14 protein-coding genes are annotated in these 13774 nt (G+C 64.2%); 11 read left to right on the top strand and 3 right to left on the bottom strand.

Translation table 11 applies throughout. From position 1 onward, the window contains the following. Positions 1-4 precede the first annotated feature (4 nt). The 7 genes from IVB27_RS06945 to IVB27_RS06915 all read left to right on the top strand — a co-directional run bounded on the left by IVB27_RS06945 (position 5) and on the right by IVB27_RS06915 (position 6303). A complete protein-coding gene (locus tag IVB27_RS06945) occupies positions 5-988 on the top strand; it encodes a threonine dehydratase (RefSeq protein ID WP_247442361.1) in 984 nt (327 codons plus the stop codon). Between the two features lie 23 nt (positions 989-1011). Continuing rightward, complete coding sequence (gene ilvN, locus IVB27_RS06940; protein WP_007613340.1) at positions 1012-1554, top strand: acetolactate synthase small subunit; 543 nt, start codon at positions 1012-1014, stop codon at positions 1552-1554. Positions 1555-1557: 3 nt separating this feature from the next. Next, entirely contained in the window at positions 1558-2247 is a 690-nt protein-coding gene (locus IVB27_RS06935) for a class I SAM-dependent methyltransferase (protein ID WP_247341345.1), read from the top strand. Positions 2248-2312: 65 nt separating this feature from the next. Beyond that, positions 2313-3188 (top strand): EamA family transporter, encoded by an 876-nt coding sequence (locus IVB27_RS06930; RefSeq protein ID WP_247341347.1) that lies wholly within the window; start codon positions 2313-2315, stop codon positions 3186-3188. Positions 3189-3195: 7 nt separating this feature from the next. Continuing rightward, positions 3196-3798 (top strand): LysE family translocator, encoded by a 603-nt coding sequence (locus tag IVB27_RS06925; RefSeq protein WP_247341349.1) that lies wholly within the window; start codon positions 3196-3198, stop codon positions 3796-3798. Positions 3799-3959: 161 nt separating this feature from the next. Further along, positions 3960-4979, top strand: a complete 1020-nt coding sequence (gene ilvC / locus IVB27_RS06920; RefSeq protein ID WP_247341352.1) for a ketol-acid reductoisomerase — start codon at positions 3960-3962, stop codon at positions 4977-4979. A 472-nt stretch (positions 4980-5451) separates the two neighbouring features. After that, on the top strand, positions 5452-6303 hold the full coding sequence (locus IVB27_RS06915) for an SDR family oxidoreductase (RefSeq protein WP_247442358.1): 852 nt from the start codon (positions 5452-5454) through the stop codon (positions 6301-6303). A gap of 7 nt (positions 6304-6310) precedes the next feature. Here the strand turns inward: IVB27_RS06915 and IVB27_RS06910 are convergent, their stop codons facing one another. Further along, positions 6311-6931, bottom strand: coding sequence for a hypothetical protein (locus tag IVB27_RS06910; RefSeq protein ID WP_247442357.1), 621 nt, complete (start codon positions 6929-6931; stop codon positions 6311-6313). Positions 6932-7119: 188 nt separating this feature from the next. Between IVB27_RS06910 and IVB27_RS06905 the strand changes: the two genes are divergently transcribed. Further along, positions 7120-7713, top strand: coding sequence for a TetR/AcrR family transcriptional regulator (locus IVB27_RS06905; RefSeq protein WP_247442355.1), 594 nt, complete (start codon positions 7120-7122; stop codon positions 7711-7713). A gap of 203 nt (positions 7714-7916) precedes the next feature. Beyond that, on the top strand, positions 7917-9629 hold the full coding sequence (locus IVB27_RS06900) for a sulfatase-like hydrolase/transferase (protein ID WP_247442353.1): 1713 nt from the start codon (positions 7917-7919) through the stop codon (positions 9627-9629). 63 nt (positions 9630-9692) lie between these two features. Here IVB27_RS06900 and IVB27_RS06895 read toward each other — a convergent pair whose 3' ends face one another. Together IVB27_RS06895 and IVB27_RS06890 are read right to left on the bottom strand one after the other, a co-directional pair. Then, the gene (locus IVB27_RS06895; protein WP_247442352.1) at positions 9693-11249 is read right to left on the bottom strand and encodes a glycine betaine ABC transporter substrate-binding protein; all 1557 of its coding nucleotides are present in this window, start codon (positions 11247-11249) and stop codon (positions 9693-9695) included. Next, positions 11246-12028, bottom strand: a complete 783-nt coding sequence (locus tag IVB27_RS06890) for an ATP-binding cassette domain-containing protein (protein WP_247442349.1) — start codon at positions 12026-12028, stop codon at positions 11246-11248. Before IVB27_RS06890 ends, IVB27_RS06895 begins: the two co-directional genes overlap by 4 nt. A gap of 133 nt (positions 12029-12161) precedes the next feature. Between IVB27_RS06890 and IVB27_RS06885 the strand changes: the two genes are divergently transcribed. Both IVB27_RS06885 and IVB27_RS06880 read left to right on the top strand, forming a co-directional pair. Then, positions 12162-12980: an ABC transporter ATP-binding protein gene (locus IVB27_RS06885; protein ID WP_247442347.1), complete on the top strand. Its 819-nt coding sequence runs from the start codon at positions 12162-12164 to the stop codon at positions 12978-12980. Continuing rightward, positions 12980-13765: an ABC transporter permease gene (locus IVB27_RS06880; RefSeq protein WP_247442345.1), complete on the top strand. Its 786-nt coding sequence runs from the start codon at positions 12980-12982 to the stop codon at positions 13763-13765. The genes IVB27_RS06885 and IVB27_RS06880 overlap by 1 nt, the downstream gene beginning before the upstream one ends. Positions 13766-13774 lie beyond the last annotated feature (9 nt).

Below are 13774 nucleotides of genomic sequence, written 5' to 3'. Positions count from 1 at the left end.
CGCGATGTTCGACCTGAAGGAGCTCGAACGCGCACATGCGATCGTGGGGCAGGCGGTGCCGGCGACGCCGGCGTACGCCTGGCCGCTGCTCGCCGAGCGGCTCGGCACACAGGTCGTGGTCAAGCATGAGAACCACACGCCGATCGGCGCCTTCAAGGTGCGCGGCGGGCTGGTCTATCTCGAACGTCTGAAGCGCGAGCGGCCCAACATTCCGGGCATCATCTCGGCGACGCGCGGCAACCACGGCCAGAGCCTCGCTTTTGCAGCGAGTCGCTTCGGCGTGCCAGCGGTGATTTACGTGCCGCGCGGCAATTCGGTCGAGAAGAACCGCGCGATGCAGATGTTTGGCGCCGAGCTCGTCGAGCATGGCGAGGACTTTCAAGCTGCGCGTGAGGAGGCCGGCCGCCGTGCGCAGTTCGCCGGGTTACACATGGTGCCGTCGTTCCATACGGATCTTGTTCTGGGTGTGGCGACCTATGCGCTCGAACTGTTCAGGACTGCACCGGATCTTGACATCCTCTATGTGCCGATCGGGCAGGGCTCGGGCATCTGCGGCTGCATCATGGCGCGAGATCTGCTGGGCCTGAAGACCGAGATCGTTGGCGTGCAATCGACGGAGGCGCCGTCCTACGCGTTGTCGTTTGCGGCAGGCCACGTCGTGACGACCGAGACCAGCAACACGCTCGCGGACGGCATGGCGACGCGGATTCCCGATCCGGAAGCGCTCGCCATCATCCGCAAGGGCGCTTCGCACATCGTAGAGGTCACCGACGACGAGGTCGCCGCCGCGATCCGCGCCTACTGGACCGACACGCACAATCTCGCCGAAGGCGCCGGCGCCGCCGCGCTCGCCGCGGCGCTTCAGGAAAAGACGAAACTGTCGGGTAAGCGCGTCGGACTCGTGCTGTCCGGCGGCAATATCGATTTCGATCTGTTCCGCGATTGGGTCGGGGCGGATGCGCCGGTCGCCCTTCGGGCGACGGCGTAACGACGAGAATAGAGGGGACGACAATGAACCAACCCGCATCCGCCTATTTCATCGAGGAGCGCCACGATCCGAACGAGACGCACACGCTCTCGGTGCTCGTGCAGAACGAGCCCGGCGTGCTCGCGCGCGTCATCGGCCTGTTCTCGGGGCGCGGCTACAACATCGAGAGCCTCACCGTCTCGGAGACCGAGAGCCAGAAGCATCTCTCGCGCATCACCATCGTCACCACCGGCACGCCGATGGTGATCGAGCAGATCAAGCATCAGCTCGATCGCATGATCCCCGTCTATCGCGTCGTCGACATGACGCTGACGAAACGCTCGATCGAGCGCGAGCTGGCGATGGTGAAGGTGCGCGGGCAGGGCGAGCATCGCGTCGAGGCGCTGCGGCTGGCGGATGCGTTCCGCGCCCGCGTGATCGACGCCACCACCGAGAGCTTTGTGTTCGAGATCACAGGCAATACCGACAAGATCAACCAGTTTATCGACCTGATGCGTCCGCTTGGCCTCGTCGAAGTGTCGCGCACCGGCGTTGCCGCGATCGGCCGCGGGCCCGAAGGGATGTGAACCATGCTGGCGCGCGACTGGTACTATAACGAGCGGAACCGGATGGGCATCGGGCCCGCCGTGGCGTCGATCTACGACAGCCACGACGACGCCGATCTGCGGGCGCGCGCCGCGCTGAAAATGCTCGGGGTCCAACGCGGCTGGCGCATCGCCGACATCGGATGCGGCAACGGCGTGCTCGCGACCGAGGCGGCGCTGATGGGTGCCGAGGTCGACGCCATCGACATCTCGCCCGCGATGCTGGCGCTCGCCGAGATCTATGCGCGCGATCGCAAGGCGCCTGTGCGCACGCAGTCTGCCGGCCTGCTCAGTTTTGCCTACCGGCCGGAATCCTATGACCTGATCGTCAGCGAGTTCACGCTGCACCATCTGCCGGATTTCTGGAAGGCGGTGGCGATGTCGCGGATCTATCGCGCGCTCAAGCCCGGTGCGACCTTCTATTTGCGCGACATCGTTTACGCCTCGATGCCCGATGCCGTCGAGCGCGACGTCGAGCAATGGGCCGACTTTGAGATCAAGAACCACGATGTCTCGCGTGACAGCGTCGTCACCCACATGCGCGACGAATATTCCACTTTTGGCTGGGTCATGGAGCGGATGCTGACCGATGTCGGCTTCACAGTGGTCTCGGCCGATTACCACGCCCCTATGCACGGCACTTATCTGCTGCGGAAATCCAATTCTTCCACGTAAAGGCCGGCGAGCAAGACTAGACGACAACAACAGGGCTGCACGACAAGGCAGAACCAGGAACAACAATGAAGCCGGCCGACATCCTCATCGCCATCCTGGTGGCGATCATCTGGGGGCTTGCCTTCGTGGCGAGCCGGATTGCGCTCGACGAATTTTCGCCGGAGCTTATGACGGCGATGCGCTTCACGATTGCCGCGGTGCCGTGCCTGTTCATTCGCAAGCCGAAGATTGCCTGGTCGCTCCTGATCGCCATCAGCTTCACGCTCTTTCTCGGCCAGTTTCTGAGCCAGGCCTACGGCATCGCCCATGGCGTGCCGGTGGGGTTGACCAGCGTCGTCGTGCAGAGCCAGGCACTGTTCACGATCGGCCTTGCCGCGATCGCATTCGGCGAGCGGCCGACGCCGGCGCAGACGCTGGGCATCGTCATCGCAGCCGTCGGTCTCCTGATGATCTGCGGCACCGTTGGTTATGATTTCAGCGTCGGTGCCTTCGCCGTGCTGATGATCGCGCCGGTCAGTTTTGCGATCGGCAATATCCTGTTACGCGGTGCTCGCGGCGTGCCGATGTTCGATCTGTTCGCCTGGTTGTGTCTCGCCACCGCGATGCCGCTGTTCGCGCTCACGCTGGTGGTCAACGGACCGGCGCCGACCTGGCAGTCGCTGATCCACATGTCGCTCACCGGCCTCATTTGCCTGCTGGTGATCGGCGCCATCTCCACCAGCATCGCCTATTGGCTGTGGGGCCGGTTGCTGCGTGACTATCCCGCGGCGCAAGTGGTGCCGTTCGCGCTTCTGGTGCCGTTCGTCGGCTCGGCCGCGTCGAGCATCGTGTTCGGCGAGAAGTTCGGCCCGTTGCGGCTTGCCGGCATGCTGACCGTGGTCGGTGGCATCGCGGTGATGGTGCTGGCGCGGCGCCCGCGGGCGCTGGCCAAGGTCGCGTGAGGTGAACATGTCTCAGTCGCTGCTCTACGCCTTCATCATCTTCGCCCTCGTGATGTTCTTCACGCCGGGGCCGAACAACATCATGCTGCTGTCGTCGGGACTGACCTACGGCTTCCGTCGCACCATCCCGCACATCGCCGGCATCACCATCGGCTTTGCCTTCATGGTCGGTGCAGTCGGCCTCGGTCTCGGCACGGTATTCCTGGCCTATCCCATTCTTCAGACCATCCTGAAATATGCCGGCGCCGCTTATCTGATTTACCTGGCCGCGGTCATCGCCTTCTCCGGCGCGGTCAAGCCGGGCGAAGGGAGCGCCCGCGGTCCGATGACCTTCTGGGGCGCCGCCATGTTCCAGTGGATCAATGCCAAGGGCTGGGTGATCGTGATCGGCACCATCACCGCCTATGCGGCCATCGCCCAATTCCCGCTCAACATCGCGATCCAGACCCTGATCAGTCTGCTCGTGGGCACGGTCTCGACCGTGGTCTGGGCCTTTTTCGGCACGGCATTGCGGCCGGTCCTGACCTCCGAGCGGCTGGTCCGCGCCTTCAATATCCTGATGGCGATCCTGCTGCTGACGTCTCTCTACCCCGTTTTCATGGATGCATGATGTCGCGGATTTCCATGCAGAATCGGGTTTCCCAGTGGGCTGAAAATGCTCTAGACAGCCTCCGAAATCCGCAAATTTCAGCGTCCAAGACCTGAATGACAAGACCTGACTGACGAGATCTGACCAACGGCCGATTCCGGCCCCTGAATGAGGAAACGACCATGCGTGTTTATTACGATCGCGACGCCGACCTGAACCTGATCAAGGGCAAGAAGGTCGTCATCGTCGGCTACGGCAGCCAGGGCCACGCCCATGCGCTCAACCTGAAGGACTCCGGCGTCAAGGAAGTGACGATTGCGCTCCGTAAGGATTCGGCCTCGGCCAAGAAGGCGGAAGCCGCCGGCTTCAAGGTGATGGAAGTCGCCGAGGCCGCCAAATGGGCCGACCTCGTCATGATGCTGACCCCGGACGAGCTCCAGGGCGACATCTATCGCGAGCACCTGCACGACAACATGAAGAAGGGCGCCGCCCTCGTGTTTGCGCACGGTCTCAACGTCCACTTCAATCTGCTCGACCCGCGCGCCGATCTCGACGTGCTGATGATCGCGCCCAAGGGCCCCGGCCACACCGTGCGCTCGGAGTATCAGCGCGGCGGCGGCGTGCCCTGCCTGATCGCGATCGCCAAGGACGTCTCGGGTAACGCCCACGACCTCGGCCTGTCCTACGCCTCCGCCGTCGGCGGCGGGCGCGCCGGCATCATCGAGACCACCTTCAAGGAAGAGTGCGAGACCGACCTGTTCGGCGAGCAGGTCGTGCTCTGCGGCGGCCTGGTCGAGCTGATCAAGGGCGGCTACGAGACGCTGGTCGAGGCTGGCTACGCGCCGGAGATGGCCTATTTCGAGTGCCTGCACGAGGTGAAGCTGATCGTCGACCTGATCTATGAAGGCGGCATCGCCAACATGAACTACTCGATCTCCAACACCGCGGAGTATGGCGAGTACGTCACCGGCCCGCGCATCGTCACCGCCGAGACCAAGGCCGAGATGAAGCGTGTCCTCGCCGACATCCAGGGCGGCAAGTTCGCCCGCGACTGGATGCTCGAGAACAAGGTCAACCAGACCTCGTTCAAGGCGACCCGCGCCAAGCTCGCCGAGCACCCGATCGAGGAAGTCGGCGCCAAGCTGCGCGACATGATGCCCTGGATCAAGAAGGGCGCGCTGGTCGACAAGTCGAAGAACTAAGTCGCCGTCGTCCGGACGCGGCGTATCGTTTACGCCGCGTCGGGATACGGGAGCGAAACACAAGCTTCGCTCGCCAAACCAATTCTTAAACCTTCGCGACTATATCTGAGCGGGATCGCAAACAGCGGTCTCGCTCTTTTCGTCTCGCGCGAAGCATTGCTGCTTCATTCAAATTCTTCGCGAACTGAAGTACTCCCTGAGAACGAAGAACTGACGCTTAAACCACATTCTTGGTCTCGCGTGGTTTTTCAAAATCTTTCAGAAGCGCGTGAACGCCGAAAGCCTAGCATCTTCAGGGGTAAGGATTCGGCTCTTCACCCGCATTGTGAAGGCGCGATCCATCCCGCGCCGCGACGTTCGCGCCGCTTCATCTTAAGAACTGACATCTGCGGCGCCCCCTTGAGTGTCGGGCGGCATTGCGCACTGACGTCTTTGTCCTACATGATCGCGGGAACTGTTGGGGGGAAAGACCATGCGATCCGTCGTCGTCACCGGCGCGTCCACCGGCATTGGCTGGGCCACTGCAAAATTTCTGATCGGGCGCGGCTATCGCGTCTTCGGCAGCGTCCGCAAGCAGGCGGACGCCGACCGGCTCAACGGTGAGTTTGGCGCGAACTTCACCCCGCTGCTGTTCGATGTCACCGACGAGGCTGCCGTGCTGGCCGCCGCACGAGAAGTACGCGGGGTGCTGGGCGGCGAGACGCTGGCCGGTCTGGTCAACAATGCCGGTGTCGCGGTCGCCGGTCCCGTGCTCGAACTGTCGGTCGACAATTTCCGGCGCCAGATGGACATCAACGTGATCGGCCCTGTGATCGCGACGCAGGCTTTCGGGCCGCTGCTCGGTGCCGACCTGTCGCTGAAGGGGCCGAAGGGACGGATCGTGATGATCAGCTCGGTCGCGGGCAAGAACGGCAATCCGCTGTCGGCGCCCTACTGTACCTCCAAGCACGCCATCGAGGGGCTATCGGAAAGCCTGCGCCGCGAACTGATGCTGTTCGGCATCGACGTCATCATCGTCGCCCCCGGCGCGGTCAAGACGCCGATCTGGAGCAAGGCCGAGCAGATCGATCTCTCCGTCTACCAGAACTCGCCTTATCTGCCGGCGCTGAACAAGGTCAAGGCGTTCATGATGAAGCTCGGCGAGACCGGGCTGCCGGCCGAGCGGATCGCTGAGGTCGTTTTCGAGGCGCTCACGACTGAGAGACCCAAGGTTCGCTACCAGATCACGCCGGACCGGATGCGACATTTGATGACGGCCACGCTGCCCAAGCGCGTGGTCGACCGCATCATCGCCAAGCGTCTCGGATTGCTGCCGCAGAGCTGACCGACGTTCAGCTCGCCTCGGCCGTCTGTCCGCGCGGCCGAGCGGCCATCGCGACCAGGCGCAGCGTCATCACGGCGATCAGCGGAATGAGAAACGCGGCATAGAGCGGCATCGCAGGCACGCGCTTGCCGAACGACACCACGAACTGGAACCAGAGATAGTATCCGCCCGTAAGGTGCAGCGCGCGCCAGGCGTGCGGCCCGAGCAGCGCGGCGGTGCGGTCGAACGAAGTCGCGCTCATGGCGATGATGGCGGCATAGCCGATGCCGCCGAAGATGTAGGAGGCCGCCGAGGTGGCCTCGGCAAAGCTTGCCGGATCCATCCTGGCGAACGCGACGATCGCAACCGCGTGGATGGCGTGGGAGGTGGCGAAGCTCAGGCCCAGATAGCGCCGGTTGCGCCACTGCCAGCGCGTCCAGGCGCTGGGCCACAGCCGTGCCAGTGCCGCGGCACTGAAGGCAAGGCAGAACAGCAGAAGCGAACTTCTTGCCGTGAAACGGATCACCATCCGCGCGCCCTCGACCTCGAACTGCCGCATCGAGGCAATCCACAGGCTGAGTGCGATCAGGCTCAATGCGAGGACGGCAAGCAGCCGCCAGCCTTCAAACCAGTTTTGGGGTTGTGACATGCGATTTGCTCCATTATGTAATCACCGATTACATATGGCTTGGCTGCGCGGTCAATGGTGTAATCGCTGCTTACATTCACGTTCGGGTGATGCTAGGAAGCTCCATGCCTGCCCGACAGCCGGCCAAGCCGCGTGCTCGCCGCAACACCTCTGAAGTCCGGCCCTATCACCACGGCGATCTCCGCCGCGTGTTGATCGACGCTGCGCTGCAATTGGCGGCGGAGGGGGCCGAAATCTCGGTGCGCGAGGCCGCACGCCGGGCCGCGGTTTCGCCGGGCGCGCCGTTCCGGCACTTCCCCAACCGCGACGCGCTCATGTCAGCGGTGGCTGAGGAGGCGCAGCGGCGCTTCCGTGCCGAGATCGAGGTGGCGCTGGACCAGGCACCGGCCGCCGACCCGTTCGGCCGCTTCCGCGCCTTCGGCCTCGCCTACGTGCGCTGGGCGAGGCGCAATCCCGCGCATTTCGAGATCATCTCCACCGGGCGCTACTTCGCCCATGGCAACTCGCCGGGCCTGACGCGCGACAATGCCGAATTGATCGCGCTGACCGAGGGAATACTGATTGAGGCGGCAAAGCAGGGCCTGCTGCGGTCGGCCGACCTCAAGCGCATCCAGATCGCCGGCCGCGCCCTGGTCTATGGTTTTGCCAGGATGAATCTCGACGGCCACCTTCCGCGCTGGGGCGTGGAGGAGGGCGAGATCGAGCGGATGGCGGAAGGGGTCATCGACCTGTTCATCGCCGGGATTGCCAAACCCCAGCGCGCCTGCCGGCCCTCAGAGTGAGGAGATAGAGTTGGCCGTGCGGCGCTTCGCCGCTCACTGACAATAAGCAAAGCTCGGATCGCCGCGCGCGTTGCTTGTCCTTGACCGTTCCGTTACAGTTTTGTGACACGGTGCAGGCTTCCGGCTGCGTCGGACGCCTTCGCGATTTTTCAAACGCGAGACGCTTGGCATCACCCGCCGGACTAAAGTTTAGCGTGTCGTCGATGCCGCCCGCGCCCAATCCAGGTCCTTCTGCCGCGACCGCCGTGCTGGCGAGTGTCGCCGCGCTCGGCATCTGGCGGCTGCTCGCGGTTGCGGCGCCCCATCTTGCCGCGCTCGCACTGATGTACGAGACCGAGACGGATTTCGGCGCGCGGCTCTCCTTCGTGCTGGCCTGGAGCATCCTCAACTTCTTCTGGATCGCGCTGCTGCGGCGGCCGGCGCTGTCGGGTGCGTTGTCGCTGACCATGGTCGTGGTGCTGGTGCTGCTGTCACGGCTGAAGCACGATGTCGTACAGATGACGGTCAACTTCATCGACCTGATGATGATCGACCGCGACACGGTGGCGTTCCTGTTCACGATCTTCCCGAATTTGCGCTGGTCGGTGGTCCTGGCGGGTCTCGTCACGCTGCCGCTGATGTATGCGCTGTGGTGGCTCGATCCGTTCCGCATTCGCAGGCTGCCGGCGCTCGCCTCCATGCTCGGCTGCCTCGCCGCGCTGGTCGGCTATTCGCTCTATCATCCGGACGAGGCCTGGCGCGGCTATTACGACGACGGCTATCTCTCGAAATTCTTCCGCTCCGGCGTCAGCGCGGTCTCCGATTTCGCGCAATACGGCTTCATGGAGTCGGCTGCTTCGACCAACGAACGGCTCAACATGCCACTGGTCGATGCGTGCCATCCCGCGGGCCGCCGGCCGAACATCATCATGGTCCATGATGAATCGAGCTTCGACATCCGCGCCGCGCAGGGCATCAAGGTGCCGCAAGGCTATGGCCGTCACTTCAAATCCTGGGACGGCAAGGAGCGCACATTTCTGGCCGAGAGCAATGGCGGGCCGAGCTGGTTCACCGAATACAACGTGCTTGCGGGCCTTTCCTCGCGCTCGTTCGGCCGCTTCGCCTATTTCGTGACGCGCATCGCGACAGGCCGTGTCGAGCGCGGCCTGCCGCTGGCGCTGCGCCGCTGCGGCTACGACACGATGTCGCTCTATCCTGCCTATGGCGGCTTCATGGCCGCGCGCAGCTTTCAGTTGACGACCGGCGTCGAACGATTCTTCGACTCCAAGGATCTCGGCGCCAAGGATGTCGAGCCGGATAGCTTCTTCTACGACAAGGCGCTCCGGCTGATGGGTGAGCGGACGCCGAACAAGCCGCTGTTCACCTTCATCTACCTCGGTGCCAATCATTTCCCCTGGGAGACGCGCTTCCGCCCCGATCTGCTGCCGAACTGGCGCGCGCCGGGCAATATGCCGTCGATCGACGAATATCTGCGCCGGCAGGCGATGAGCGCCGAGCAGTACAAGGCTTTCCTCGCGGGCCTGAAGAAAAATTACCCCGGCGAGCCCTTCCTGATCGTGCGCTACGGCGATCACCAGCCGGAATTCGCGCCTGGTATCCTCGAGCCCGGGCTCGACGAAGGTGCTCTCGGCAAGAAGCTCGACGCCTACGACCCACGTCTCTACGCGACCTATTACGCGATCGACGCCGTCAATTTCGAGCCGGTGAAGAGCGAGGCCGTGATGGACACGGTCGACGGCCCGTATCTGCCGCTGGTCATCCAGGAAGCCGCCGGCATCCCGCTCGATCCGTCTTTCGCCGAGCAGAAGGAGATCATGCTCCGCTGCAAGGGGATCTTCTACGGCTGCAAGGACGGCGCCGAAGCGCGCCGGCTGAACCGGCTGCTGATCGATGCGGGGATGATCCGGGGACTGTAGTCTTCGTCACCGTCATCCTGAGAGCTTGTGAAGCTTTCGGGATGACGGGACATACGGCAAAACCTACTTCCCCACCTTCTCCCACAGCCACTTCGCCACCGCATCCGGCGACGAATTCGCGTCATTGCCGGCGGCGCGCAAATTGGCTTCCCGCATGGTCGCGATGTCGATCTTGCCGAGCAGCGGCTTCAGCGCGGCCTGCAGCCGCTCGTCGCCGGCGCGCTTCGGGGCCAGCAGCAGGATCGCATCGTAGGGCGGGATCGCGTGCCGGGGATCGTCGAGCGCAACGAGATCGTATTTTGCGATCAGCCCGTCGCTCGTGTAACCCGCGATGACATCGACCTCGCCGCTGGCGACGGCCGCATACATGAAGTCCGGCTGCATCTGGCGCTGGGCGCGGAACGAGAGGCCATAGGTCTTTTGCAGCGCCGCCCATTCGGGCCGCGAGAAAAATTCATAATCGCCGGCGATCGACAGGGACGACGCATGCGCGGCGAGATCGGCGATGGTGCGGATGCCAAGTGCCTCGGCGCGCTTCTTCGGGATCACCAGCGCATAGGCATTCTCGAAACCGAGCTCGCCGAGCAGCGTGATGTTGTCCTTCGCGAGCGTTGTTTTCAGCTCCGCCAACAGTTCCGCACGCGGCTTGATGTCCGTGCGATGAAGCTGATTGGCCCAGAGCGTGCCGGAATAATCGACATAGAGATCAATATCGCCGGCTTTCAACGCCTCGAATATCACGCTTGAGCCGAGGCCGGATCGTGAGACGGCGGAAAGACCGGCCGCCTGAAGCCGGTCCCTCATCAACGCCGATAGCACGTATTGCTCGGCGAACGTCTTGGCACCGACGACATAGCTCTGCGACGAGCGCCCCATCGTCGGTACCAATGTTGCGACGACCAGTGCCGCGATCCCGGCCGCGCCAAGCGCTGTACGCGCGCGGCTGCGCCGGCGCAGGCCGCTCTCGATCAGACCGAGCAGTTGATCGACTGCGAGCGCCAGCAGCGCCGAAGCAAAGCAGCCGAACAGAACGAACACCCAGTTCTGGGTCTGGAGCCCGGCAAAAATGTAATTGCCGAGGCTGGTCTGCCCGATCGGGGTCGACAGCGTCGCGGTGCCGATCACCCAAACTGCGGCGGTACGGATGCCCGCCATCATCACCGGAAGGGCCAGCGGCAGTTCGACCATCACCAGCGACTGCCGTGCGGTCATGCCGACGCCCTTCGCGGCCTCGATCAGCGCGGGATCGATGCCGTTGAGGCCGGTGATGCCATTGCGCAGTACCGGCAGCATCGAATAGAGCGCGAGCGCCAGCATCGCCGGCAGGAAGCCAAACGCCGAGAATGAGACGCCGAACCAGGCCAGCGTCACGGAGGCCGTAAGCAGCAGTAGCGGATAGAACAGCGCGAGCAGTGCCAGCCCCGGCACCGTCTGCACGATGCTGGCGAGCGCGAGCAGGACAGCGCGCGGGGTGGGGCGGTTGCGCGTCAGGATCGCCAGCGGCAGGCTGACGATCAGGCCGAGCGCGAGCGCGGCCAAACTCACCCGCACATGGTTGCCGAGATAGTCGGGCAAATGCGCCAGCGCCTCGCCCCAGCGCGGATCAGACAACAGGCTCATGCCGCACCGCTCTGTGGCAGCAGCGCGTTCAGCCGTTCGACCTGGCGTCGCGGCGTCCGTAGCAGCTCCAGCACGTAGGCGTCACTGGTTTTCGAGAGCTCCACTGGCGTGCCCTGCGCGAGCAGCTTTCCGCTGCGCATCACCGCGATGCGGTCGGCGAGCAAAATCGCTTCCGTCATATCGTGGGTGATCATCACGGTGGTCAGGCCGAGCCTGCGGTGCAGCTCACGAAAATCGTCGCCGAGCGCATCGCGGGTGAGAGGATCGAGCGCGCCGAAGGGCTCGTCCATCAGTACGATGCGGGGCCGTGCTGCAAGCGCCCGCGCCACGCCGACCCGCTGACGCTGGCCGCCCGAAAGCGCGTCCGGCAGCCGGTCGCGATGCGCGGCCCGATCGAGCTGCACGAGTTCGAGCAACTCATCAACTCGCGTTGCGATATCTCCCGCCGGCACGCCGAGCAGCTTCGGCGTGATCCCGATATTGTCGGCGACGCTCAGATGCGGGAACAGCCCGCCGCTCTGGAAGACGTAGCCGATGCGGCGCCGCAGCGCGACCGGATCGGCGGATTGCACGTCGTCGCCCTCGACCGTGATCGTGCCCCCATCCGCCTCGATCAGGCGGTTGGCGAGCCGCAGCAGCGTCGTCTTGCCCGAACCCGAGCCGCCGACGACGGCCACAAACTCGCCTTCGGCGATGTCGAGTGACACATCGTCCACGGCCTTGAGCGCGCCGAAGCTCTTGGTGACATGGGCATAGCGAATCATCGGCATGGACGGCATCGGGCGGGGGCTCACTGCGCTGACCCACCCGGGAGGGAGGGGATGACGAGGTCTATGCGTACCACGCTTGGCGGCTTGATTGAACTTGGCCGCGCGAGCGGCTAAGGCATCGGACCAAGTTCGGAGGGAATACATGACAACGCCCACGGCAGTGGCGCTGGAAGATGCCAAGGTCGCGTTCCGGCTGGGGGACGGGCGGGTCTATACGGCGGTGGAGAAGGCGCATCTGACGGTCGCGCAGGGCGAGTTCGTCGCCATCGTCGGCCCGACCGGTTGCGGGAAATCGACGCTGCTCAACGTCGCGGCCGGGCTGCTGAAGCCGGCTGCCGGGAGCGTCAAGATATTCAACCAGCCGCTCGCCGGGCTGAACCGGGATGCCGGCTATCTGTTCCAGGCCGATGCGCTGTTCCCATGGAAGACCGCGCTCGACAACGTCGCGATCGGGCTCGAAGTCAGCGGCACGCCGCGCAGCGAGGCGCTGCCGCGGGCGCAGAAATGGCTGACCTCGGTTGGCTTGGGCGCCTTCGCCGGCCGCTATCCGCATATGCTCTCGGGCGGCCAGCGCAAGCGCGTGGCGCTCGCGCAGGTGCTGATCCGCAATCCAAAGATCCTGCTGATGGACGAGCCATTCGGACCGCTGGATGCGCAGACCCGACAGGTGATGGGCAACCTCCTGCTCGACCTCTGGAACGCCGACCGCAAGGCCGTGCTGTTCGTGACCCATGATCTGGAAGAGGCGATCGCGCTCGCCGACCGCGTCGTGATCATGTCGGCAGGGCCGTCCTCCCGCATCATCGGCGACTGGCGCGTGAGCCTGCCGCGCCCGCGCGACATTTTTGAAGTCCGGCTGGACAAGGAGTTCCATGCGCTTCATCGCGAGATATGGAGCGTGCTCAAGGACGAGGTCATGAAGGGCTATGCGCAGTCCACGCAAGCGGCGGAGGCGGTCTGATGTCGCGCGTCACGCTGCTTGCGCTGCAAATCCTGGTCGCCATCGTCTGCCTCGTGCTGTGGCAATTGCTGACGACCGTGCCCGTGTTCGGCAAGATCCTGCTGCCGCCGTTCTTCTTCTCCAACCCGGTCGATGTCTTCGCCCAGATCGTCAAGTGGTTCTCGTCCGGTGTGATCTGGAGGCATCTCGGCATCACGCTGACGGAATCGATCCTGGCCTTCGTGATCGGATCGGCCGGCGGCGTGCTGGTCGGCTTTTGGTTCGCGCGCCAGCCGCTGGTCGCCGCCGTGTTCGATCCGTACGTGAAGATGGTCAATGCGCTGCCGCGCGTCGTGCTGGCGCCGATCTTCGCGCTGTGGCTTGGGCTGGGTATCTGGTCCAAGGTCGCGCTCGGCGTGACGCTGGTGTTCTTCATCGTGTTCTTCAACGTCTATCAGGGCGTGAAGGAGGTCAGCCGCACCGTGCTCGACAACGGTCGCATGCTCGGCATGAGCGAGCGGCAGTTGATGCAGCACGTCTATTGGCCGTCGGCGCTGTCGTGGATGTTCTCGTCGCTGCACACTTCGGTGGGCTTCGCCGTGGTCGGCGCGGTCGTCGGCGAATATCTGGGATCGGCGGCGGGGCTAGGCTATCTGATCCAGCAGGCTGAAGGCATCTTCGACGTCGCCGGCGTGTTCGCCGGCATGTTCGTGCTGTCGGCCTTCGTCATCCTGATCGACTTTGGCGTCACGCTGGTCGAGCGCCGTCTGCTGGTCTGGCGGCCGACCGTGGATGAGCGCGGCTAATCTACCTCG

The organism is Bradyrhizobium sp. 197, from assembly GCF_023073375.1.
Taxonomy (GTDB): Bacteria; Pseudomonadota; Alphaproteobacteria; order Rhizobiales; family Xanthobacteraceae; genus Bradyrhizobium.
The sequence above is the reverse complement of the archived record's forward strand: the minus strand, read 5'-3'. Positions and strand labels throughout refer to the sequence as shown.